The sequence below is a fragment of the Paracoccus sp. MC1854 genome, from assembly GCF_014164635.1.
In the GTDB taxonomy this organism is placed as follows: Bacteria; Pseudomonadota; Alphaproteobacteria; order Rhodobacterales; family Rhodobacteraceae; genus Paracoccus.
The window spans coordinates 36,351-57,882 of record NZ_JACJFU010000011.1; the positions used below are offsets into that span (position 1 = coordinate 36,351).

Genomic DNA, 21,532 nt, shown 5'->3' on the forward strand with positions numbered 1-21,532 from the left:
AGGCGTGAAGCCGCCGATGCAACCTGCCAAACCTTCCCCCGCCGCTTGCCGAACTTGCCTGCCACCTTCGGCTGATGGACGCGCGGCGCGACGTGCTTAAGCTGCGCGCCACAGGCCGCGCGCATTCCGCCTTGGCGAGGCGCCCGCGGCACGATCCATCAGGAGAGACTTGCATGAAATCCGTTCTCGCGCTGGCTGCCGCCGCGACCCTGGTCGCCTGCGGCGCGGCGCAGGCGCATGGGCCTGTGCGCCTCAAGCTGGAACTGTCCGAAACGCTGGACGCCACCCCCGACGAGGTCTGGGCCGAGATCGGCCGCTTCGACGACATGTCCTGGCATCCGGCCATCGCGCGAACCGAACTGACCTCGGCCGATGCCACCACGCCCGACGGCTCGACCCGCGTGCTGCACCTGAACGCCGAGGGTGATCCGACGATCACCGAGCGACTGACCAAGTGGCAGCCGGACAAGCGCTGCTACGCCTATATGATCACCCAAGTGGAGGTGACGGTTCTTCCGGTGACGAACTATGCCTCGACCCTTTGCGTGAAGGACGCGGGCGGCAAGGCCGAGGTGGTCTGGAAGGGCGGCTTCTACCGCGGCTATCCCAACAACGAGCCGCCGCCCGAACTGAACGACGAGGCGGCGGTCGCGGCCGTTACCGGCATCTACCGTGCCGGGCTGGACGCGCTGGTAGAAAAGCACGGCCGGGCGCAGTGATCCGCGCCGTTGCGGCCGGGCTGCTGATACTGGCCGCGATGGGTGCCGCTGCAGAGGACATCGCCTTCGTCACGGCGCAGAGCGCGAATGAAGTCGCGATCGTCGAACTGGATTCCGGCACGGTCCGAGTGGTGGTTCCCGTGCCGGACGCGCCGGCCCCGGTCGCCTATGATGCGGCGCGGGGACGGGCGGCTGTCATCGCCGCCGAAACGGGCGAGTTGACGCTGCTGGACACGGGCGGTGCGGTTCTGGGGCAGGTGGGCTTGGGCGAAGGCGCCTTCGGGCTGGCCTTTGCGCCCGATGGCGATCTGTTCGCTGTGGACTGGTATGGGGCGCGGCTGAGGCGGCTCGACCCCTCGGGCCAGCGCGAGATCTGGTCCGCGCCCACGGGCAAGGCCCCGGCGGGCGTGGCTTTGTCGGATGATGGCCGGATCGTGGCGGTGGCGGATCGTGACGATGACCGGGTGTCGGGCTTCGACGCGGCGACAGGGCAGGCGCTGTGGAAGGCCGGCACCGGCAGCCATCCCTATGCCGTGGTCTTCCATGACCGGCGCTTCTGGACGACCGATGTGCAATCCCGCAGCGTGACGGTGCTGGATGCGGCGACAGGCGCGCGGGTCGGCAGCGTGGCCACGGGCGATCATCCCTATGGCCTGGCCTTCGCGGCAGGCAGGGGCTTTGTCACCGATCAATATGCAGGGACGGTGACGGTGTTCGACCCGGTTTCGCTGGAGACGCTCGGCAGCATCGGAATCGGGGATTACCCGGAAGGGATCGCCGCCCTTTCGGACGGTCGCCGCATCGCCGTCGCAAGCTGGGACAGCGACGAACTGTCGATCATCGACGGCGAGACGCTGAGCATCGAGCGGGTGATCGACGTGCCATCTGGCCCGCGATCCTTCGGGCTGTTCGTCGGCCCCGACCGCTAGGGAGAGGTGGCGGGAACGAGATCCTCACCCTCGGCCAGCCAGACGTCGGTGCCCCCGGGGAACCAGCCGACGCGGACGTGGCCGCGCAGGACGGCGCGTTTGGCGGCATTCCAACTCATCCAGCAATCGGCCTTGCAGAAGAAGACCAGCGGTGCCGCCCGGTTGCCCCGGGTCAGCCGGTCGAGCGCCGCATAGAACGCAGCCTCGGCCTGGGGCGCAAGCCGGTCATAGCCGGTGTCCGGCAGCCAGATCGCGCCGGGAATGGTGTAATGGGAAGGCTGCCGCCAGAGGGTGCCCTCGGGCAGCTTCTCGGGCTTGCGGACCTGCGGCATCACGTCGATCAGCACCGCTCCCTGCGCCCGCCAGTCCTGCAGCTCCGCGAGGTCCAGCACGGTTGCCCCCGCCAGCGTCTCTGGCACGGGCGAGCGGTATGGCTCTCCATGGAAACCCGCAGGCTCGGGCGGGGCGGACATGGCGGGACTGGCCAGCATCGCAAGCGCCAGCCCCGCCACCAGCCGGTTCATGGCAGCAATTGCTGGCCGTAGTCGTCCACCAGCGGCACTCCGGCCTCATGCAGGATGGCGTTGATCTCGTCCTGGTTGCGGCGGATCAGGCTGTTCAATTCCCGCTTCCATTCCTGGTCGCTGGGACGGACGCCCATGGTGATGCGGTAAAAGAGCCGCGGCGCCTCTTCCTCCTTCAGCAGCGGCGTGAACTGCAGGTCCGGGTCGGCCTTGACCAGCGGTCCGGCCAGCGGGCCCCACAGCACGGCGGCATCCAGTGTGCCGTCATGGACGCCCTTGAGCATGTCGCCGACCGGATCCTCGATCCGCCGGTCCACGAACAGGTCCCAGCCCCGCATGTCCTTGGCCAGCCCGGCCCGCGCCATGTGGGACGCGGGCGGCGTGCCCGCGACCACGCCGAGGTCACGCCCCTTCAGCGCCGGGTCGCTCAGGCGGTCCACCCTGGCCAGTTCGCCATCCTTGCGGGTCACGATGCCATAGACCGAGGTGTAGTAGTGGTTCGTGTTCTGCACCAGCTCGTCGCCCTGGGCAAAGCCGATCACCACGTCGCAGTTGCCGTCGAGCAGCGTCTTGCGGATGAAGCCCATCCCCTGCGGGAACCAGAAATACTGGACCGGCAGGTCCAGCCGTTCGGCGATCAGCCCGGCGATCCGGTTCTCGAACCCCGAGCCGTCCTGCGCCGACATCGGCACCGCCGCCGGGTCCGCGCAGACGCGCAGCGCGGTGGTCGAACGCAGGTCGGCCACCTGCGCCCCGGCGGCACCGGCAAGAACCGCCAGGGCCGCCGCCAGCCGCAGGATGCGGATCGGGCACATGGTCAGCCGTCCATGCAGGAAGCTTCCTGCGCGGCGAACTCGTCGGACTTGTCGGCGCGATTGGCGGGGCGACCACGGGGAATCGCCTCGGTGCCGCGGGCGATCAGATAGACGTAGATGTCATCCACATAGCACCAGACGTTCCGGTTGGTGCCGAAAGCCGGCATCACCTGGTTGGCCGCGTTGTTCACGTTGTAGATGCCCGAGGCCACGGCCTCCTGATACTGGTAGTAGTCGATCCGGTGGATGACTGAATCCTTCAGGGCCGGGGCATAGGTCGAACCCTCGCCATCCGGGCCGTGGCAGACGTGGCATTCAGCGTGATAGCGACGATACCCCGAGAAGGTCGCATAATCGACGACGCCGTTCTCGATATTGGGGACCGGGATGCCTTCGGCATTGTACCAACGACCGTTTTCCATGTGATCGGCGGTCAGGTCCAGCCCCGGCACCGTCGGCTTGACAACGCCGATGGTCTGGCCGGCGGTAACTTCTCCTTCTCCGGTCGCGACGGCGGACCCGGCGGCATTGGCCTTCATCTCGACCGAGGTCGCGCCCTCGGGGATCGGCGTCGAGGCGCCGCGGTTCGGTTCGGTCGCTGCCAAGGGGGCTGCGTCGGCGGCAGGATTGGCGGCAGGCGGGGTCTCGGCGGTCTGCGCGATGGCGGCAGAAGCGCAGACGAGACCAACGGCCGCGGCGCGCATGGTCTTTGCGATCATTCGGTTCTCTCTCCCAGGTTGCTCACCCTGACGGGTGAGACCGCCCCGAGGTTATCCTCGGGGCGGCGTTCGCATAGTCACACTTTTGTCTTGTGCGACGGTCCCGCGCTTGTTCTCAGTTCGACGTTGCAGGTGCGGTGGTGCCGGCCTGTCCCGTGGCGGCGGCATCGGCCGCGGGCTCCATCGGAACCCCGCCGGTGGCGGTCGACTTGCCTGCGCCCAAGCCTTCCGCCGGAGCGGAAGGATCAGCGCCCGGCGTGGTGGCGTCGGTTCCAGCCGCAGCCGCGTCAGCCGCGGGTTCCATCGGCACACCGCCGGTGGCGGTGGACTTGCCGGCGCCCTCGCCTTCGGCGGGGGCCGAGGGATCAGAGGGCGCGGGCACCACGGCCGCCGGGTCGGCGGCGCTGTCCGAACCGGCATCCGTTGCCGTCCCGGTGTTGGTCGCCTGCGCCGTGCGGGTGTCGCCCGGCAGCTCGAACACGGTCAACTGGCCGCCAAGCTCGGTGAAGTCCGACAGCGCAGCATAGCCGCCGACTGCGCCCAGACCCTCGTTCGGGTTGGTCAGGCCAGCCGCAAGGCCGATCCCGGCCCAGCCGCCCACGCCCGACAGAACCCCGATATACTGCTTGTCGTCATGGGTGTAGGTCATGACGTTGCCGATGATCCCGGACGGCGTCTTGAAGCGGTAAAGCTCTTCCCCGGTTTCCGCGTCCACCGCCTTCAGGTAACCTTCCAGCGTGCCATAGAAGACCACGTCACCGGCGGTCGCCAGCGCGCCCGACCAGACCGAGAAACGTTCCGGCAGCGACCATTTGATCTCGCCCGCGACGTTGTCCCAGGCGATGAAGTTGCCCATCCCGCCATGGCTGTTCGGCGCGGGATACATCGACAGGGTGGCGCCGACATAGGGCTGGCCCGCCGTGTAGGCCACGCGGAAGGGTTCGTAGTCCATGCAGACGTGGTTCGTCGGGACATAGAACAGGTTGGTCTTGGGCGAGAAGGCGGCCGGCTGCTGGTCCTTGGTGCCAAGGGCGGCGGGGCAGACGCCGGTGGTGTTCTCGTCCTCGCCGTTCTGGGCGGTCGAGTATTCCGCGACCACCTGCGGGCGACCGTACTGGTCGCTGTTGGGGTCCATCTCGACATGGGTTGCCCAGTTGACGGCGGGGTCGAACTTTTCGGCCACCAGCAGCTCGCCCGTCTCGCGGTCCATCGTGTAGCCGAAGCCGTTGCGGTCGAAGTGGGTCAGCAGCTTGCGCTGGGTGCCGTTGAAGTCCTGGTCGGTCAGGATCATCTCGTTGACGCCGTCATAGTCCCATTCGTCATGGGGCGTCATCTGGTAGAACCACTTGGCCATCCCGTCGTCGGGATCGCGGGCCATGATCGTCATCGACCAGCGGTTGTCGCCCGGGCGCTGCGACGGGTTCCAGGTCGAGGGGTTGCCGGTGCCGTAGTAGATCAGGTCCAGTTCCGGGTCATACGACATCCAGCCCCAGATCGGGCCGCCGCCGATCTTCCACTGGTCGCCTTCCCAGCTGTTGAGCGAGCTGTTCTCTCCGATCGGCTTGCCAAGGTGCATGGTATTCTGCGGATCAACCAGCATTTCCTCGTCCGGGCCCATGGACCAGGCCTTCCATGCCTCGGTGCCATCGGCCAGGTTCAGCGCCGTCAGCCGCCCGCGCACGCCGTATTCGCCGCCCGAGATGCCGACCATGACCTTATCCTTGACCGGCATCACGGTCGCGGTCAGCGTCTCGCCGATGGCCGGGTCGCCGATCTTGGTCGCCCATTTCTGTTCGCCTGTCTTGGCGTCCAGCGCGACGACGGTGGTATCGGCCTGCGACAGCAGGATCATCCCGTCGGCATAGGCGAGGCCCCGGTTCACCGTGTCGCAGCACATGACCGCGATCACCTCGGGGTCCTGCTGCGGTTCATAGCGCCACAGAATCTTGCCGTCTTCGTTCAGGTCCAGCGCGAAGACGTTGTTCGGGAAGGGCGTGTGCACATACATGATGCCGTCGATCACCAGCGGCGCGCCCTCGTGCCCGCGCAGCACCCCGGTCGAGAAGGTCCAGGCGACGCGCAGGTCGCCGACGTTGTCCCGGTTGATCTGATCCAGCGGCGAATAGCGGGTGTTCGCGTAGTCGAGAGTCTGGATCGCGTATTGGCCGGGATCGGCAATGGCCTGTTGGACGCTGTCATTGGCCAGGATGGCCGAACTGGACAGCAGAAGCGCCATGCCGGCGCCGGTCAGCGTGAGTTTCATCGTCTCCCTCCCCTTTGTGCCAGCGCCGTTCGAAAGCGGCGCGGGCTTGAGAGAGAGTTCCCGCCCAAATCCGATACGTCAACGGCTTAGAACAAGGCTAGCCGGAAAGTCTTAGTGATTTCGGCAGGCCGGCGGGAAAGTTCGGCATCCCGCCGGTGAGATCGGGGAAAATCAACCCATCCGCTCGGCGTGCCACAGGACATGGTCGGCCATGAAGGTCTGGACGAACCAGTAGCTGTGATCATAGCCCGGCTGCATCCGGTGCCAGCCCGGCTGGCGGCGTGCGGCCATCGCCTGGGCCAGCGTTTCGGGCTTGAGCAGGTCGAGGAACTGGTCGTTTGCCCCCTGGTCGATCAGGATCTCGCCCGGGTAGCCCTTTTCGACCATCAGCAGGGTCGAATCATGCGGCTTCCAGCTTTCGCGATCCTCCCCCAAATAGGCGGTGAACTGCTTGCGGCCCCAGTCCGATTCGGTCGGGTTGACGATGGGCGCAAAGGCCGAAAGGCTGCGGTAGCGGTCGGGATGGGTCATGGCGATGGTCAGCGCGCCATGGCCGCCCATCGAATGGCCGGTGATGCCTTGCGCCTCGCGGTCCAGCGCGAAGTTGTCGAAGACGATGCCCGGCAGTTCGTCCACGATATAGTCCCACATGCGGAAATGCGGCTTCCAAGGGTCCTGCGTGGCATTGACATAGAAGCCCGCGCCTTGGCCGAGGTCATAGGCCTCGTCATTGGCGACGCCCTCGCCGCGGGGCGAGGTGTCAGGGAAGACCAGCCCGATCCCTGCCTCGGCCGCCGCCTGCTGGGCGCCGGCCTTGGTCATGGCGTTCTCATGCGTGCAGGTCAGGCCCGAGAGATACCACAGCACCGGGACCGGCCCGTAATCGGCGGCAGGTGGCAGGTAGACGGCAAAGGTCATGTCGGTGCCGGTCGCCTGCGACTTGTGGCGATAGACGCCCTGGGTGCCGCCAAAGCTGCGGTTCTCGGACAGGGTTTCTAGGGTCACGTCTCGGCTCCTTCGGTCAGGTCGTGATACATCACCAAGGCATCGACATAGCCTTGGGCGGGATGAAGAAAGGCTTGGGGCAACCGGCCGGCAATGGCAAACCCGGCCTTCTGCCACGAATGGACGGCATCGGCGTTGGTGGCGACAACGAAGTTGAACTGCATCGCGCGGAAGCCCTGCGCCCGCGCCCAGTCCTTGGCATGGGAAACCAGCGCTGTCGCCACGCCGCGGCTGCGGGCCTCGGGTGCGGTGGCAAAACTGGCATTGGCGACATGGGAAGCGCCGCCGGGGCGGTTGCGGCCGACGTGGCTGGTGCCCAGGATACGGTTTTGGTCTTCCGCGACGAAGACGGTGAAGGGGGCAGCGAACCAGTCGGCCAGCGCATCCTCGCGCGAGATGTCATGCGGGACGCAGTAGGTCTCGCCCGCACGGTAGACGGGCTCGAGGATTGCCCAGATCGCGTCGTGGTCGGCGGGAGTGGCAGGGCGGATACGGATATCCGCCCGGTCAGGGGTCATTTCAGGTCGTCCATGCTGCGGATAACCTTGCCCAGCAGGCCGTAGTCCAGCGCCTCCTGCGTGTTCAGCCAGAAGTCGCGCTGGGTGTCCTTCTCGATCCGCTCGACCGGCTGGCCGGTGGCGTCGGCGAAGATCTGGTTCAGGCGGTCGCGCATCAGGCGGACCTGTTCGGCTTGGATCATCATGTCCGTCGAGGTGCCGCCGATCCCGCCCGAGGGCTGATGGATCAGGAAGCGCGTGTTGGGCAGGCAGTAGCGGTTTTCCCGTTCCGCGCCGACAAAGATCAGCGCGCCGGCCGACGCGACCCAGCCCGAGCCGATGGTGCGCACGGTCGGGCGGATGAACTTGATCACGTCATGGATCATGTCACCCGATTCGACATGGCCGCCGGGCGACGAGATCAGCACGTTGATCGGCTTGTCGCTGTCCTCTGCCAGGGCCAGCAGATGCGAGACGGTGCGCTGCGCCAGCTTGTCGTTGATCGTGCCCGCGACGATCACCGTGCGGGACTGGAAGTAGAGCTTGTCGATCGAGGGGCTTTGCGGAAGGCCCAGATCCTCGCCCTTCTGGCGGTCCTCGCGGGGCTCATCCTCTTCCTCGTCGTCGTCATCATCAAGGCGGTGGGGCGGGAAGGGGCGCAGCATGGGATCATCCTTTTTCGGCATTGCGGCGGGACGCCCGGTCCGGGCCCCGCCGCAGTCTTACCTAAGCATCCCTGAAGGATCAGTAAATGACGACCGACCGGATGGATTCACCGGCGTGCATCAGGTCGAAGCCCTTGTTGATGTCTTCAAGCTTCAGGGTGTGGGTGATCATGGGATCGATCTCGATCTTGCCGTCCATGTACCAGTCCACGATCCTCGGCACGTCCGTGCGCCCGCGCGCGCCGCCAAAGGCCGAGCCTTTCCAGACGCGCCCGGTAACAAGCTGGAAGGGGCGGGTCGAGATCTCGGCCCCCGCAGGCGCCACCCCGATGACGATGGACTGGCCCCAACCGCGATGGGCCGATTCCAGCGCCTGGCGCATGACGTTGACGTTGCCGGTGCAGTCGAAGGTGTAGTCGGCGCCGCCGATCTGGTCGAAAGGCGTCTTCGTCATGTTGACGATTTCCTGGACGACGTTCTCGACCTCTTTCGGGTTGATGAAATGGGTCATGCCGAACTTCTCGGCCATCGGCTTCTTGTCGTTGTTCAGGTCCACGCCGATGATCATGTCGGCGCCGGCAAGACGCAGGCCCTGGATCACGTTCAGGCCGATCCCGCCAAGGCCGAAGACCACGGCCTTGGCGCCGATTTCCACCTTGGCGGTGTTGATGACCGCGCCGATCCCGGTCGTCACGCCGCAGCCGATGTAGCAGATCTTGTCGAAGGGCGCGTCCTCGCGGACCTTCGCCACCGCGATCTCGGGCAGCACGGTGTGGTTCGAGAAGGTCGAGCAGCCCATGTAATGGTGGATCGGCGTGCCATCCAGCATCGAGAAGCGCGAGGTGCCGTCGGGCATCAGGCCTTGGCCCTGGGTCGCCCGGATCGCCGTGCAGAGGTTGGTCTTGCCCGACAGGCAGGAGGCGCACTGGCGGCATTCGGGGGTATAAAGCGGGATCACATGGTCGCCCGGCTTGACCGAGGTGACGCCGGCGCCGACCTCGACCACCACGCCCGCGCCCTCATGGCCGAGGATGGCGGGGAAGATGCCTTCGGGGTCGTCGCCCGAGCGGGTGAATTCGTCGGTGTGGCAGATGCCGGTGGCCTTGATCTCGACCAGAACCTCGCCGGCTTTTGGGCCTTCAAGGTTCACTTCCATGATTTCCAGCGGTTTGCCGGCTTCCAGCGCGACGGCGGCACGAGTTCTCATCAATCTCTCCTTGGGTTCCGGCCGTCAGGCCGGGTGTCATGCCGAAAGGGCCGGCAAAGGCCGGCCCTTCGGGGGCTTGGATCAGGCGGCAGATCTCACACGTTCAACGTGTTGAACTTGCCAGATTTCTTTGCGACATGCGTCGCGATCGCATCCATCAGCGGCGGCGACAGCGCGTCATAGGGTTCAAGGCCGAGTTCCCGCAGCCGGGCACGGACCGCCGGCATCCGCTCGGGGTTCACACCGGCTTCGATGATCGAGGACACGAAAGCCGCGAATTCCGGCGCGGCCCAGCCCTCCTTGTCCGACAGCTCGGTATGCACGAAGTCGAGCCCGTAGAAGGGATGCTCGGTGTTCTCGATGCGGCCATACAGGTGAGTGCCGCAGTCGCGGCAGGCATAGCGCTGGATCGGAGCTTCCTTGTTGACGATCTGCAGCTTGTCGCCGTTCTCGACGACTTCGATGGCGTCGCGTCCCACTACGGCGACCATGCTGAAAAGCGCACCCTCGGGCTTCCAGCACTTGGTGCAGCCGCAGACATGGTTATGCGCCGTCTGCCCGCCCACGCGGACGCGGACGGGGTTCGAGCTGCATCTGCAGGTAAGCTCGTCCCCCGCGAAGTCCTGATGCGAAGCCTTGATGCCGTCATCGACAGCGGGGTGGATCCTGATTCCCGAGGTGTCTGCCATGGCCGTCCTCCTTGACCTTTGAAGAAGGTGACGGGCTCGGCCCCCGCGATCAAGTCCGCCGAAGGTTGTAACTGCTGCCGGTCTCAGTTGACAGCAGGCTGCGACGAGACGCCGACTTGGGCCGCCCGCAACAGGCGATCATGCAGCATGAAGCCGTTGACCATGACCTGGATGATGTCCCCCGCCTTTGTGCCGGAAACGGGCGCCTCGAACATCGCCTCGTGCAGAAGCGGGTCGAAGCGGTCGCCGATGACCGGGGCGATGATCTGGATGCCGTGGCGGGAAAAGACGTTCTGCAATTCGCGCAGGGTCAGTTCGACGCCTTCGACAAGTTCGGGCGCGACGCTGCGGTCGGCCGCATCGATGGCGCGGGTCAGCGCGTCGTAAACCGGAAGAAGGTCGCGCGCGAGCCTGGAGCCGCCGTAGTTCTCGGCCTCTCGGCGGTCCTTTTCGGCGCGCTTGCGGGCATTCTCGGCATCGGCAAGGGCGCGCATGAAACGATCGCGCAGCTCGTCTCGCTCGGACGTCAAAGCTGCGATGCGCGGGTCTTCGCCGTCCATGACGGGTTCATCAAGGGACAGATCGCCGTCCTGCGACAGGTCTTCCAGCGGCAATTCCGACAGATCATTGGGATTCTGCGTATCGTTCATTTCTCATCCTTTGCGGTCGGACAGGACCTTGCCGACAAGCTGGGCCGTGTAATCGACGATCGGGACGATCCGGCCGTAATTCAGGCGCGTCGGCCCGATCACGCCCACCGCGCCCACGATCTTGCGGTCAGCGTTCATATAGGACGAAACGACGAGAGAGGAACCCGAAAGTGAGAAAAGCTCGTTTTCAGAGCCGATGAAGATCCGCACGCCCTGCCCCTCTTCCGCCAGTTCAAGGAAACGGGCGATGTCGCGCTTGCGTTCCAGGTCGTCGAAAAGGCTGCGGATGCGGTCAAGGTCGGCCGCCTCGTGATCCAGCAGGTTGGCGCGGCCCCGGACGATCAGCCTCGGGTCCGGCGCATCGGCATCCCAAGAGGCCAGCCCGGTCTCGACAAGCTGGGCTGCCAGGGTGTCGAGTTCCTGACGGGCGCGGGAAAGATGCAGGGCCATGTCCCGGCGCAACTCGGCCAGCGTATGCCCCTCGCCCCGGGCCGAAAGGAAGTTTCCCGCCTCGCGCAGCGAACTGGGCGTCTGCCCCTGCGGGGGGGTGAACAGCCTGTTTTCCACCCGTCCATCTGCGAAGACGAGGATCACCAGGGCACGGTCCGGTCCGATGCTGACGAACTCGATATGCTTGAGGGCCGCTTCCTCCTGCTTCGGCATCAGCACGACGGACGCGCCCCGGGTGATGGTGGACAGCGCCGTGGAGACGCGGTCGAGCATCGCCCCGGTCTCGGAGGGGACGTCGCCCATGATCTCGGCAATGCGGGAACGGTCCTCGGGACCGATAGGGCCAACCTCCATGAGGCCGTCGACGAAAAGGCGCAGGCCACGCTGGGTGGGGAAGCGGCCGGCCGAGACATGGGGGCTTTCCAGCAGGCCCATGTATTCCAGATCCTGCATGACGTTGCGGATCGTGGCGGCGGAAACCGGCATCCCGCGGGTCAGCGTGCGCGATCCTACCGGCTCTCCGGTTTCAAGATAGGCTTCGACCACCCTGCGGAAAACCTCGCGCGAGCGGTCGTTCAGATCGGCGAAGAGATCGGGAGGCTGGGGCATTCGGGTTGCAGGGACCGGGACGGAGCCTTTAGTTTGCGGCAGTCAAAAAGATGGCCCGAGGGCCGGAAAGGATCACTTATGCGACCCTCTGGCCGGAAGTTAGCGGAACTGCGCCCGATTTCAATCGAAACCGGGGTGATGACCCATGCCGAGGGGTCCTGCCTGATCCGCATGGGGGGCACGCATGTGCTGTGCTCGGCCTCGATCGAGGAAAAGCCGCCGGCATTCCTGCGCGGAACCGGTCAGGGCTGGGTGACGGCGGAATACGGGATGCTGCCGCGGGCGACCCACAGCCGCAATCGCCGTGAGGCTGCGGCAGGAAAGCAATCCGGCCGCACGCAGGAAATCCAGCGCCTGATCGGGCGGGCGTTGCGGGCCGGGGTGGACCGGCTTGCCCTGGGAGAGCGGCAGATCGTGATCGACTGCGACGTGATCCAGGCCGACGGCGGAACCCGCTGCGCGGCTATCACCGGCGGCTGGGTGGCGTTGCGGCTGGCGGTGAACCGGCTGCTGGATGCGAAGCTGATTGCCAGCGACCCCATCCTGGACCATGTCGCGGGGGTGAGCTGCGGCATCTATGCAGGCCAGCCGGTACTGGACCTGGATTATGCGGAAGACAGCGAGGCCGGCACGGACGGGAACTTCGTGCTGACCGGAGGAATGCGCCTGATCGAGGTGCAGATGTCGGCGGAAGGCTCGGCCTTTTCCCGCGATCAGATGATCACGCTGCTCGATCTGTCCGAGAAGGGGGTGGCCGAACTGGTCGCGGCGCAGAAGGCGGCCGTATCGTGAGACGGTTTCTGGAAAGGAAGCTGCTGGTCGCGACCCATAACCCCGGCAAGCTGGAGGAGATGCGGGCGCTTTTCGCGCCGCAGGGGATCGAGGTTGTTGGGGCCTCCGGTATGGGCCTGGATGAACCTGAGGAAACGGAAACGAACTTTGTCGGGAATGCGCGCATCAAGGCGCGGGCGGCAATGTCTGCCACCGGGCTGCCGGTGCTGGCCGATGACAGCGGGATCACCGTGGACGGGCTTGACGGCGCGCCGGGGGTGCATACCGCCGACTGGGCAGCAACACCGAACGGGCGCGATTTCATGCAGGCCATGCAGCGGACATGGAACGAGCTTGAGGCTCGCGGCGTGCCGGAGCCCCGGACCGCCCAGTTCCGGGCGACATTGCTGATGCTGTGGCCGGATGGGCATGAGGAGGTGTTCGAGGGCATTGCGCCGGGGCGCTTGGTCTGGCCGCCGCGCGGGCAGTTGGGGCATGGCTATGACCCGATATTCGTGCCAGAGGGTCACGATAGGACCTATGCCGAGATGACGGCAGACGAGAAGAATGCGATCAGCCACCGGGCGGTAGCATTCCGCAAGCTCAAGGCGATGCTGGAGGCGTGAACGAGTCTGCAGAGCAGGATTGGCTGAATGGCGGCTTCGGGCTTTATGTCCACTGGCCCTTCTGCGCGTCCAAATGCCCTTACTGCGATTTCAACAGTCATGTTGCGGCGGTGATTGACCAGCGCAGGTGGCTGGAAGCCTACCGATTGGAAATCGCCCGGGTTGCGGAGGAAACAAAGGGCCGCGTTCTCCGCAGCATCTTCTTTGGCGGAGGCACGCCGTCGCTGATGCAGCCGGAGGTGGTCGGCGCTGTGATCGATGCAGCTCGGGCGGGCTGGGGTTTTGCCAATGACATCGAGATCACCCTTGAGGCCAATCCGGGCAGTGTCGAACGCGGCCGCTTTCAGGGCTATGCAGAGGCTGGCGTCAATCGCCTGTCCATGGGCCTGCAGGCGTTGAATGACGCCGACCTGCGGCGGCTTGGGCGATTGCACAGTGTTTCCGAAGCACGCGCCGCCTTCGAGGTTGCACGGGCCTGCTTCCCTCGGGTGAGTTTCGACCTGATCTATGCGCGGCAGGCTCAGACCCGGGCAGCATGGAGGGCCGAGTTGCGAGAAGCGCTGGAGATGGCGGTGGATCATCTGTCGCTTTATCAACTGACGATCGAGGACGGTACTGCCTTTGGTGCCCGCGCGGCGGCGGGTGGCTTGAAGGGGCTTCCCGATGATGACCTCGCAGCAGATATGTATCTGGATACGCAGGAAATCTGCCTGTCCAACGGGTTTCCGGCCTATGAAGTGTCGAACCATGCGCAGGAAGGGGCCGAGAGCCGGCACAATCTGGTTTACTGGCGGCAGGGCGATTGGGCCGGTATCGGACCCGGGGCGCATGGACGGCTGACGTTGAATGGCTGTCGTTGGGCGACCGAGGCCCCCCGCGCGCCCGGCGCTTGGCTTGAAGCTGTCCGCAAAGGTGCCGGAGAAGTTCCACGCGTGCCAGTGCCGCGGAACGAACAGGCAACGGAATACTTGCTGATGTCGATGCGACTGGCGGAAGGTCTGGATCTGGTCCGCTATGCGCGTCTTGCTGGAAAACCCCTTTCAGACAATGTCATCGCAGAACTGGTCGAACTGGAATTGATCGACCTGGCACCCGGTCGATTGCAGGTGACAACAAAAGGTCGCCCGGTATTGAATGCGATCCTGCGGGCACTCGCCTGAGTATCAGGCACCAGCGCCCAAGAGTTGGCACAGACGATCCAACTGTTCCAGATCGTGGTATGTCACCGTCACCCGTCCACCGTCTTGACCGGCATGGTCGATCCGGACGCGCATCTTGAGATGGGCCGAGAGATCTGCTTCCAAGGCACGGGTATCCGAATCCTTGTTGTCTTTCTCCTGCTTCGGAACAGGTGCGGGACGTTCCGCCACTTGGCGGGCGAGGGCCTCTGTCTCTCGCACGGAAAGGTTGCGGTCGATCACCTTTCGCGCCATGGCGATGGGATCTGGCGCGGTGATAAGCGCCCGCGCATGGCCTGCGCTGATTTTTCCATCCCGCACAAAGCCTTGAACCTGATCGGGCAGATTCAGCAGCCGCAGCAGGTTGGAGATATGGCTGCGGCTCTTGTCCAAGGCTTCCGCGAGCCTTTCCTGAGTATGGCCAAACCGATCCATGAGTTGGCGGAAGGAAGCCGCCTCTTCGATCGGATTGAGGTTGGCACGCTGAATGTTTTCGATAAGGGCCACTTCCAGGACTTCCGTATCATCCAGCTCACGGACAAGAACCGGAAGTTCATGCAACTGGGCAATCTGGGCCGCACGCCACCGGCGTTCTCCGGCAACGATCTGGTAGAGATCCGGTTCACTCGGGTGAGGACGGACGATCAGAGGCTGCAGCACGCCGCGATTGCGCAGGGAGGCCGCGAGTTCAGCCAGTGCTTCGGGGTCAAACTGACGGCGTGGCTGGTCCGGGTTCGGGATGAGCTGTTCGACAGGAACATTCAGGGTGCTGCGCGACTGGGTTCCCGGCGACAGTTCGACATCGGCCATGAGCGCGGACAGGCCTCGTCCAAGGCCTCCCTTACGGGGTTTTGGATCAGCCATGTGCTGCCTTTCCCTGATCCCGATTCCGGTCGATCAGTTCATTTGCCAAGGCGCGATAAGCAGCGCTGCCCTTGGAAGATGGGTCATAGTGAATCACTGGCAGAGCATGAGATGGTGACTCTGAAACCCGGACGTTCCTGGGCACCACTGTTCTGAAAACAAGCGAACCCAATGTCTTGCGGGCATCTGCCTCGACATGCTGCGACAGGTTGTTCCGTGAATCCGCCATGGTCAGAAGAACACCCTCGATCCGCAGGTGTGGATTGGCAGAGCTTCTGACTTCCCGAATTGTCAGTAGAAGTTGCGAAAGTCCTTCCAAGGCATAGAACTCAGCTTGAAGAGGCACGATCACGCTGTCCGCAGCAACCATCGCGTTAAGGGTAAGCAGGCCAAGGGCCGGGGGACAGTCGATCAGCACGGTGCCGGTCGCCTGCTGCAACGCATCGGCAAGAAGATGCGTCCGGCGCGCCCGCGAGGCAATGTCAAGTTCGGCCGATGCAAGGTCGGGCGTGGCCGGAACGATGGTCAGGTTCGACAAGCCGGTCGGATGACGTGCGTTCATCCACTCGACCTCTCCGGTCAGCAGATCGTAGCTGGTGGTCTCACGTTTGTCGGGATCAACACCCAAGCCGGTGGAGGCATTTCCTTGGGGATCAAGGTCGATGATGGTGACATCCACGCCGATTTCAGCCAGAGCAGCGCCAAGGTTGATGGCTGTGGTCGTCTTTCCGACTCCGCCCTTCTGGTTGGTGATGGCGATGATGGTGCGGTCAAACATGCTGAACATTCCAGATCTGCAGGATGGCCGCGCCGTCCTCTGTATTGCTTGGATGGACCTGCAACTCGAAGCGCCAAGAGTTTCGCGCGGGATCAAGTTCGGTTTGCCAACTGCGACCCTTCATGAGCCAAGCGGTTCCTTCTGGCGCCAGATGCCTGTCGAGATATGGCATGAGGCGGTTGAGAGGTGCAAGCGCACGCGCGCTAACGATGAGAGCCTGCGCGGGAGCTAGGTTTTCAATGCGCGCTGCCTCGGCCGTGCAATTCGAAAGCGATAACTCGCGGATAACGGTCTGCAGAAAAGCAACCTTGCGGTTATCCGAGTCCACAAGCCGGAAAGGGTTCTGAGGGCGGCAAATGGCCAATATCAGGCCCGGCAATCCCCCGCCGCTGCCGATATCCAGCCATGAGCCTTGAGTGGACGGTGCGAGATCGTTCAGTTGAAGACTGTCCTGGATGTGGCGCGTTTCAAGATCATCGACGGAAGACCGTGCCACGAGATTGATGTTTGGGTTCCATCTTCTGATCAGTGCTGCATACTGCTCCAGCTTCGCTTCACGTGAAGCATTCATGCCGCAGTTCCCGATCGCGTACGTAGAAGGGCGATCAGAAGGCTCAGCGCTGCCGCAGTCATACCTTCAACTATAGCGGCTTGAGCGATGTTTGCGGGTCGATGACCGGCCAGTTTCATGCGCAATTCCTTGGACAATCCTGCCACTTCATCGAAGTTGAGTTCGGCGGGAATGAGGAGGCTTTCATATCGGCGAATGTCGGCCGCATCACGCTGCTGCCGCTCTGTGAACTGCGCATACATCGCTTCGTTGCAGACAAGATCTAAAGCTTCCCTGTCACCAGCGATGTCGGTCGGCAACAAAGGTACGATTTTGGAAAAATCTACGTCACTCTGGCCCAAGAGACTGAAGACCGTCCGACGGTTTCCGTCTTGCCGAACAATGATGTCACGCCTTCCGAGTTCCTGTGGTGTAAAGCTGATAGCCTGACAGGACCTTTGAACGTTCTTGAAGCGTTTCAGCTTTTCTTGGAATCTTGTTGCACGTTCTTCCCCCACAAGACCCCATTCAATCCCTTTCGGAGTCAGACGTCGATCCGCGTTGTCGATTCGAAGGGAAAGACGGAACTCTGCCCGCGACGTGAACATCCGATAAGGTTCCGTCACGCCACGCGTTAGTAGATCGTCGATCATCACCCCGATATAGCTTTCCGTCCTGCTGAACACAGCAGGTGGTCTGCTTTGAGCGGAGAGTGCCGCATTGAGACCAGCTACCAACCCTTGGGCTGCCGCTTCTTCATAGCCTGTGGTTCCATTGATCTGACCGGCAAGATAAATGCCACTGACCGACTTCAACTCCAACGTCGGGTGCAAGGCCCGGGGATCGATGTAGTCGTATTCTATCGCATAGCCTGGTTGAACAATCTCGGCGGCTTCGAGGCCCCGAATCGATCTTACATATTCCAGTTGAACTATCTCTGGCAGAGAGGTTGAAAGCCCGTTGGGATAGACCAGTTCGCTGTCATGACCTTCAGGCTCAAGAAAGATCTGGTGGCTGGTCTTTTCAGAGAACCGCACCACTTTGTCTTCCACAGACGGACAATAGCGTGGGCCCTTGCTGTCGATCTGGCCACCATACATCGCTGATTGATGCAGATTTTCGCGAATGATCTTATGGGTTCTTTCGTTCGTGTGGGTGATCGCACATGCAACTTGAGGTGCTTCCGGTGCAACAGTCATGAAAGACATCATGACTGGATGACGGTCTCCCGGCTGCTGCTGCAGGCTGTCCCAATCTACGGAACTGCGCAACAACCTTGGAGGTGTTCCGGTTTTCAAGCGCCCGAGTGGAAGTTCCAGTTCAAGCAAGGCTGCCGCCAAGCCTGCAGAACGATCATTCCCCCACCGGCCAGACGGTCGAGTGACATCCCCGATATGGATCACCCCATTCAAGAAGGTGCCTGCGGCCACGACCACTGTAGCGCATTTGATTTCGTCGCCTGTGGCCAGGATTATACCCTTAATCCGCATGTTCTCAATGGTAAGGGACGACACTTCGCCAATTACAAGCTCAAGCCCTAAAACTTTGGCAAGTTCTGCGGCGGCAGCTGTCCGGTACAATACGCGGTCAGCTTGGACCCGTGGCCCCTGAACCGCAGGCCCCTTGCGCCGGTTGAGAAGACGGAACTGGATCCCTGCAGCATCTGCGACACGACCCATCAACCCATCCAGTGCATCTATTTCCCGGACAAGATGCCCTTTCCCGAGACCACCGATCGCCGGATTGCACGACATGGTTCCCACGTCCTCGGGACGCATCGTCACAAGGCCCACTGACACTCCTAAGCGGGCCGCGGCAGCTGCAGCTTCAAGCCCCGCATGACCTGCCCCAATCACAACAACATCAAAATGTTTCACGTGAAGCACCTACTTCCCTATGCAGAAGCGTGAGAAGATCTCGTCAAGATAATCATCCACTGCGATGCGACCAACAACCTCGGTCAGCCGCTGTGACGTATGCCGCACAGTCTCTGCAAGCAGCTCGGGATGCAGATCAGATCCCATGTCAAGCGCTTCCGCTGCACTCTCCAGACACTCTGCCTGCCGTCGCCGCGTGATGACGCCAGCCCCGGCCACGCGTTGACTCAGCCGATCCTTGATCTCTTCCAACATCTTGGGAATGCCCGTACCGGAAACAGCCGAGATCCCATCTCCCCCGAGATCGGCCTTGGTACGAAGAACCAAGTCATCATGCCGCAGAAGATCCTGGACAGGTTGTCCATCTTCAGACAGGTGTATTCTCAGGTCTGCATTACGCGCCCGATCCAGCGCCCGCTCGACTCCCAGGAATTCGACATGATCCTGCGTTTTCCGAAGTCCCGCCGTGTCCAGGAACGTGACCGCCAATCCTCCAAGATCGGTATGAAGCTCGATCACATCGCGGGTCGTTCCGGCAACATCGCTGACCAGTGCCAATTCCCGTCTTGCAATCCGGTTCAGCAAGGATGACTTGCCCGCATTCGGAGGACCGACGATCGCCACTTCAAAACCTGTCCGTATCCGCTCAGCTGCAGGATAGCCGGCAAGTGCCGCCAGAATATCGCCACGGACACCTTTCAGCAGATCAAACACCTCTGCTGGAACGTCTTCAGGGACTTCCTCATCGGCGAAATCCACTGAAACCTCGATCAACGCTCCTGCTCGGACAAGACGTTCGCGCAGGCTCTCGGTCCATCGGACAAGCTCGCCCGACATGACCCGCATCGCCTGCTGACGCTGAGCCTCGCTTTCGGCGGACAGAAGATCGGACAGGGCTTCGACCTCGCTCAAGGCGATTGCGCCGCTCATCAGCCCTCGGCGGGTGAACTCTCCGGGTTCCGCCATACGGGCGCCATGCCGCCGCAATGCCGCTTCAAGCCGACGCACCACGACGGGGGCGCCATGGATCTGGAACTCGACGACCTCCTCGCCAGTGAAGCTCGATCCCTGGTCGAAACGAATGACCAGGCCCCGGTCGATCAACTCGCCATCCCGCAGAGATCTCAACTCGGCCCTGCGAGCCTCGGGCAGCGGTCCGGCAAGGGCCTCGCCAATCAGACGCGCCTCGGGTCCGCTCAGGCGGACAACAGAGATTCCGCCTCGGCCAGGAGGCGTCGCTTCGGCGTAGATCGTGGACATGCCATTCTCAGGCGTTCATCGATTCGAAGAAATCGGCGTTGGTCTTGGTCTGCTTCAGCTTCGAGATCAGGAACTCGATCGCATCCGTTGTGCCCATCGGGTTCAGGATGCGCCGCAGCAGATAGGTCTTCTGCAGATCCTTCTGATCGACAAGCAGCTCTTCCTTGCGGGTGCCCGACTTGAGGATGTCCATCGCAGGGAAGACCCGCTTGTCGGCCACCTTCCGGTCCAGCACGATCTCGCTGTTGCCGGTGCCCTTGAATTCCTCGAAGATCACTTCGTCCATGCGGCTGCCGGTATCGATCAGCGCCGTTGCGATAATCGTCAGTGAACCACCTTCCTCGATGTTCCGCGCGGCGCCGAAGAACCGCTTGGGCCGCTGCAACGCATTTGCATCGACACCTCCCGTCAGCACCTTGCCCGAGGAGGGCACGACCGTGTTGAATGCCCGCCCCAAGCGCGTGATCGAATCCAGCAGAATCACCACGTCCCGCTTGTGCTCGACCAGCCGCTTTGCCTTTTCGATTACCATCTCGCTGACAGCAACGTGCCGCGTCGCCGGCTCGTCGAAGGTCGATGAAACCACCTCACCCTTCACAGAGCGCTGCATGTCCGTCACCTCCTCGGGCCGCTCATCGATCAGCAGCACGATGAGATAGCATTCAGGATGATTCTTCTCGATCGAATGGGCAATATTCTGCAGAAGCACCGTCTTGCCGGTACGAGGAGGGGCAACGATCAACGACCGCTGTCCTTTCCCGATCGGCGCCACCAGGTCGATGATCCGGGCCGAGCGGTCCTTGGCCGTCGGGTCCTCCAACTCCATCCGCAGCCGTTCGTTCGGATAGAGCGGGGTCAGGTTGTCGAAGGCCACCTTGTGCCGCGCCTTCTCGGGATTCTCGAAGTTGATCTTTTCGGCCTTGGTCAGCGCGAAATATCGCTCGTTTTCACCCGGAGCGCGGATTACCCCCTCGACCGTGTCGCCCGTTCGCAGACTGTGCAGGCGGATCATGTCGGGGCTGACATAGATGTCGTCGGGACCGGGCAGGTAGTTCGCCTCGGGCGAGCGCAGGAAGCCAAAGCCGTCCTGCACGACCTCCAGCACGCCATCTCCGCCGATCTCGAAGCCTTCCTCGGCATGCTCCTTCAGTAGCGAGAACATCATCTCGCCCTTCCGCATGGTGGAAGCGTTCTCGATCTCCCATTCCTCGGCGATGGACAGCAGGTCGGCGGGGCTCTTGGCCTTCAGGTCGGCGAGGTTGAGGCGTTCTTCGGTCATCATGTCACCATGCGCCGGATCGGCCCGGGCCGGGCGCTGCGGCATGCTCATGTCGGATGGATTCGCCCCGGACGGGACGCAACATGGCAGATAGGCCGAAACGGCCCCTGAGTCAAACCTTCAGAACTTCACGATCACCGACAGCACGATGATCGCCATCAGCAATGTCGGCACCTCGTTCATCAGCCGATAACGCCGGCCGGTCGATCCTGCGCCGCGTGACAGTTTCTTCCGCTCGATCATCAGCCAGTGATGGAAGACGGTCATGCCGACCACGGCGACGGCCTTGGTCCATGGCCAGATCATCGACCAGTCCACGATCCCCGGCGTGAACACCAGCGCCAGCCCCGCGAGCCATGTCGCGATGGACGCCGGTCCCATGATGAACCGCAGCAGCTTGTATTCCATGATCTGCAGGCTGTCGCCCGGCTCTCCGGCCATGGTTCCGCGCTCGGCATGATAAACGAACAGCCTTGGCAGGTAGAACAGCCCCGCCATCCAGGAAATCACCGCCATGACGTGAAAGGCCTTGATCCACGGGTAAGCAGTGCCAAGCCAATCGGTGATCATGCGCCATCTCCTTCGCCATCTTATCCTTAAGAAAGGAA

22 protein-coding genes and 1 pseudogene are annotated in these 21,532 nt (G+C 63.2%); 5 read left to right on the forward strand and 18 right to left on the reverse strand.

Annotation, left to right across the window (positions count from 1 at the left end):
* The first annotated feature begins 173 nt into the window (after positions 1-173).
* On the forward strand, positions 174-719 hold the full coding sequence (locus tag H5395_RS10885) for an SRPBCC family protein (protein ID WP_182792600.1): 546 nt from the start codon (positions 174-176) through the stop codon (positions 717-719).
* The gene (locus H5395_RS10890) at positions 716-1,648 is read left to right on the forward strand and encodes a PQQ-binding-like beta-propeller repeat protein (RefSeq protein ID WP_182792601.1); all 933 of its coding nucleotides are present in this window, start codon (positions 716-718) and stop codon (positions 1,646-1,648) included. Before H5395_RS10885 ends, H5395_RS10890 begins: the two co-directional genes overlap by 4 nt.
* Here the strand turns inward: H5395_RS10890 and H5395_RS10895 are convergent.
* The 11 genes and pseudogenes from H5395_RS10895 to hrcA all read right to left on the reverse strand — a co-directional run bounded on the left by H5395_RS10895 (position 1,645) and on the right by hrcA (position 11,741).
* Positions 1,645-2,172, reverse strand: coding sequence for a rhodanese-like domain-containing protein (locus tag H5395_RS10895; RefSeq protein WP_182792602.1), 528 nt, complete (start codon positions 2,170-2,172; stop codon positions 1,645-1,647). The genes H5395_RS10890 and H5395_RS10895 overlap by 4 nt on opposite strands.
* Complete coding sequence (locus H5395_RS10900) at positions 2,169-2,987, reverse strand: substrate-binding domain-containing protein (protein WP_182792603.1); 819 nt, start codon at positions 2,985-2,987, stop codon at positions 2,169-2,171. Before H5395_RS10900 ends, H5395_RS10895 begins: the two co-directional genes overlap by 4 nt.
* Positions 2,988-2,989: 2 nt before the next feature.
* Positions 2,990-3,706 carry a c-type cytochrome, methanol metabolism-related gene (locus tag H5395_RS19480; protein WP_182792604.1) on the reverse strand — a complete coding sequence of 239 codons (717 nt, stop codon included), beginning with the start codon at positions 3,704-3,706 and terminating at the stop codon, positions 2,990-2,992.
* A 466-nt stretch (positions 3,707-4,172) separates the two neighbouring features.
* Positions 4,173-5,969 (reverse strand): annotated as a pseudogene (locus H5395_RS10910) (methanol/ethanol family PQQ-dependent dehydrogenase); the annotation flags it as partial.
* A gap of 171 nt (positions 5,970-6,140) precedes the next feature.
* Complete coding sequence (gene fghA / locus H5395_RS10915; protein ID WP_182792605.1) at positions 6,141-6,974, reverse strand: S-formylglutathione hydrolase; 834 nt, start codon at positions 6,972-6,974, stop codon at positions 6,141-6,143.
* Entirely contained in the window at positions 6,971-7,492 is a 522-nt protein-coding gene (locus H5395_RS10920; protein ID WP_182792606.1) for a GNAT family N-acetyltransferase, read from the reverse strand. The genes fghA and H5395_RS10920 overlap by 4 nt, the downstream gene beginning before the upstream one ends.
* A complete protein-coding gene (locus H5395_RS10925) occupies positions 7,489-8,136 on the reverse strand; it encodes an ATP-dependent Clp protease proteolytic subunit (RefSeq protein WP_182792607.1) in 648 nt (215 codons plus the stop codon). The genes H5395_RS10920 and H5395_RS10925 overlap by 4 nt, the downstream gene beginning before the upstream one ends.
* 79 nt (positions 8,137-8,215) lie before the next feature.
* Positions 8,216-9,343 carry an S-(hydroxymethyl)glutathione dehydrogenase/class III alcohol dehydrogenase gene (locus H5395_RS10930; protein ID WP_182792608.1) on the reverse strand — a complete coding sequence of 376 codons (1,128 nt, stop codon included), beginning with the start codon at positions 9,341-9,343 and terminating at the stop codon, positions 8,216-8,218.
* A gap of 95 nt (positions 9,344-9,438) precedes the next feature.
* Positions 9,439-10,032: an S-(hydroxymethyl)glutathione synthase gene (gene gfa, locus H5395_RS10935; protein WP_182792609.1), complete on the reverse strand. Its 594-nt coding sequence runs from the start codon at positions 10,030-10,032 to the stop codon at positions 9,439-9,441.
* Between the two features lie 83 nt (positions 10,033-10,115).
* Positions 10,116-10,592, reverse strand: a complete 477-nt coding sequence (locus tag H5395_RS10940) for a nucleotide exchange factor GrpE (RefSeq protein ID WP_234450963.1) — start codon at positions 10,590-10,592, stop codon at positions 10,116-10,118.
* 93 nt (positions 10,593-10,685) lie between these two features.
* A complete protein-coding gene (gene hrcA / locus H5395_RS10945; RefSeq protein ID WP_182792611.1) occupies positions 10,686-11,741 on the reverse strand; it encodes a heat-inducible transcriptional repressor HrcA in 1,056 nt (351 codons plus the stop codon).
* A 78-nt stretch (positions 11,742-11,819) separates the two neighbouring features.
* On the opposite strand from hrcA, the gene rph reads away from it, so the two are divergent.
* The 3 genes from rph to hemW are packed head-to-tail and all read left to right on the forward strand — an operon-like array spanning position 11,820 to position 14,298.
* Positions 11,820-12,533 (forward strand): ribonuclease PH, encoded by a 714-nt coding sequence (gene rph / locus H5395_RS10950; RefSeq protein WP_182792612.1) that lies wholly within the window; start codon positions 11,820-11,822, stop codon positions 12,531-12,533.
* Complete coding sequence (rdgB, locus tag H5395_RS10955; protein ID WP_182792613.1) at positions 12,530-13,138, forward strand: RdgB/HAM1 family non-canonical purine NTP pyrophosphatase; 609 nt, start codon at positions 12,530-12,532, stop codon at positions 13,136-13,138. Before rph ends, rdgB begins: the two co-directional genes overlap by 4 nt.
* Complete coding sequence (hemW, locus tag H5395_RS10960) at positions 13,135-14,298, forward strand: radical SAM family heme chaperone HemW (protein WP_182792614.1); 1,164 nt, start codon at positions 13,135-13,137, stop codon at positions 14,296-14,298. Before rdgB ends, hemW begins: the two co-directional genes overlap by 4 nt.
* A gap of 3 nt (positions 14,299-14,301) precedes the next feature.
* On the opposite strand, the gene H5395_RS10965 is transcribed toward hemW, so the two are convergent.
* The 7 genes from H5395_RS10965 to H5395_RS10995 form a co-directional block, all read right to left on the reverse strand.
* A complete protein-coding gene (locus H5395_RS10965) occupies positions 14,302-15,180 on the reverse strand; it encodes a ParB/RepB/Spo0J family partition protein (protein WP_182792615.1) in 879 nt (292 codons plus the stop codon).
* Entirely contained in the window at positions 15,173-15,958 is a 786-nt protein-coding gene (locus H5395_RS10970; protein ID WP_182792616.1) for a ParA family protein, read from the reverse strand. Before H5395_RS10970 ends, H5395_RS10965 begins: the two co-directional genes overlap by 8 nt.
* Entirely contained in the window at positions 15,951-16,529 is a 579-nt protein-coding gene (gene rsmG / locus H5395_RS10975; RefSeq protein WP_182792617.1) for a 16S rRNA (guanine(527)-N(7))-methyltransferase RsmG, read from the reverse strand. Before rsmG ends, H5395_RS10970 begins: the two co-directional genes overlap by 8 nt.
* Positions 16,526-18,385: a tRNA uridine-5-carboxymethylaminomethyl(34) synthesis enzyme MnmG gene (gene mnmG, locus H5395_RS10980; RefSeq protein WP_182792618.1), complete on the reverse strand. Its 1,860-nt coding sequence runs from the start codon at positions 18,383-18,385 to the stop codon at positions 16,526-16,528. Before mnmG ends, rsmG begins: the two co-directional genes overlap by 4 nt.
* Positions 18,386-18,394: 9 nt before the next feature.
* Complete coding sequence (gene mnmE, locus H5395_RS10985) at positions 18,395-19,645, reverse strand: tRNA uridine-5-carboxymethylaminomethyl(34) synthesis GTPase MnmE (protein WP_182792619.1); 1,251 nt, start codon at positions 19,643-19,645, stop codon at positions 18,395-18,397.
* A 7-nt stretch (positions 19,646-19,652) separates the two neighbouring features.
* The gene (rho, locus tag H5395_RS10990; protein ID WP_182792682.1) at positions 19,653-20,924 is read right to left on the reverse strand and encodes a transcription termination factor Rho; all 1,272 of its coding nucleotides are present in this window, start codon (positions 20,922-20,924) and stop codon (positions 19,653-19,655) included.
* A 120-nt stretch (positions 20,925-21,044) separates the two neighbouring features.
* Positions 21,045-21,491, reverse strand: coding sequence for a CopD family protein (locus tag H5395_RS10995; RefSeq protein ID WP_182792683.1), 447 nt, complete (start codon positions 21,489-21,491; stop codon positions 21,045-21,047).
* Positions 21,492-21,532 lie beyond the last annotated feature (41 nt).

Excerpts from the sequence above, each read along its gene's own strand:
- rho (WP_182792682.1), bottom strand. The coding sequence starts at position 20,924 with ATGACCGAAGAACGCCTCAACCTCGCCGACCTGAAGGCCAAGAGCCCC.
- H5395_RS10895 (WP_182792602.1), bottom strand. The coding sequence starts at position 2,172 with ATGAACCGGCTGGTGGCGGGGCTGGCGCTTGCGATGCTGGCCAGTCCC.
- mnmE (WP_182792619.1), bottom strand. The coding sequence starts at position 19,645 with ATGTCCACGATCTACGCCGAAGCGACGCCTCCTGGCCGAGGCGGAATC.
- H5395_RS10940 (WP_234450963.1), bottom strand. The coding sequence starts at position 10,592 with ATGGACGGCGAAGACCCGCGCATCGCAGCTTTGACGTCCGAGCGAGAC.
- H5395_RS10920 (WP_182792606.1), bottom strand. The coding sequence starts at position 7,492 with ATGACCCCTGACCGGGCGGATATCCGTATCCGCCCTGCCACTCCCGCC.
- H5395_RS10965 (WP_182792615.1), bottom strand. The coding sequence starts at position 15,180 with ATGGCTGATCCAAAACCCCGTAAGGGAGGCCTTGGACGAGGCCTGTCC.
- H5395_RS19480 (WP_182792604.1), bottom strand. The coding sequence starts at position 3,706 with ATGATCGCAAAGACCATGCGCGCCGCGGCCGTTGGTCTCGTCTGCGCT.
- gfa (WP_182792609.1), bottom strand. The coding sequence starts at position 10,032 with ATGGCAGACACCTCGGGAATCAGGATCCACCCCGCTGTCGATGACGGC.
- H5395_RS10970 (WP_182792616.1), bottom strand. The coding sequence starts at position 15,958 with ATGTTTGACCGCACCATCATCGCCATCACCAACCAGAAGGGCGGAGTC.
- H5395_RS10930 (WP_182792608.1), bottom strand. The coding sequence starts at position 9,343 with ATGAGAACTCGTGCCGCCGTCGCGCTGGAAGCCGGCAAACCGCTGGAA.
- hrcA (WP_182792611.1), bottom strand. The coding sequence starts at position 11,741 with ATGCCCCAGCCTCCCGATCTCTTCGCCGATCTGAACGACCGCTCGCGC.
- H5395_RS10900 (WP_182792603.1), bottom strand. The coding sequence starts at position 2,987 with ATGTGCCCGATCCGCATCCTGCGGCTGGCGGCGGCCCTGGCGGTTCTT.
- rsmG (WP_182792617.1), bottom strand. The coding sequence starts at position 16,529 with ATGAATGCTTCACGTGAAGCGAAGCTGGAGCAGTATGCAGCACTGATC.
- rph (WP_182792612.1), top strand. The coding sequence starts at position 11,820 with ATGCGACCCTCTGGCCGGAAGTTAGCGGAACTGCGCCCGATTTCAATC.
- H5395_RS10885 (WP_182792600.1), top strand. The coding sequence starts at position 174 with ATGAAATCCGTTCTCGCGCTGGCTGCCGCCGCGACCCTGGTCGCCTGC.
- H5395_RS10925 (WP_182792607.1), bottom strand. The coding sequence starts at position 8,136 with ATGCTGCGCCCCTTCCCGCCCCACCGCCTTGATGATGACGACGACGAG.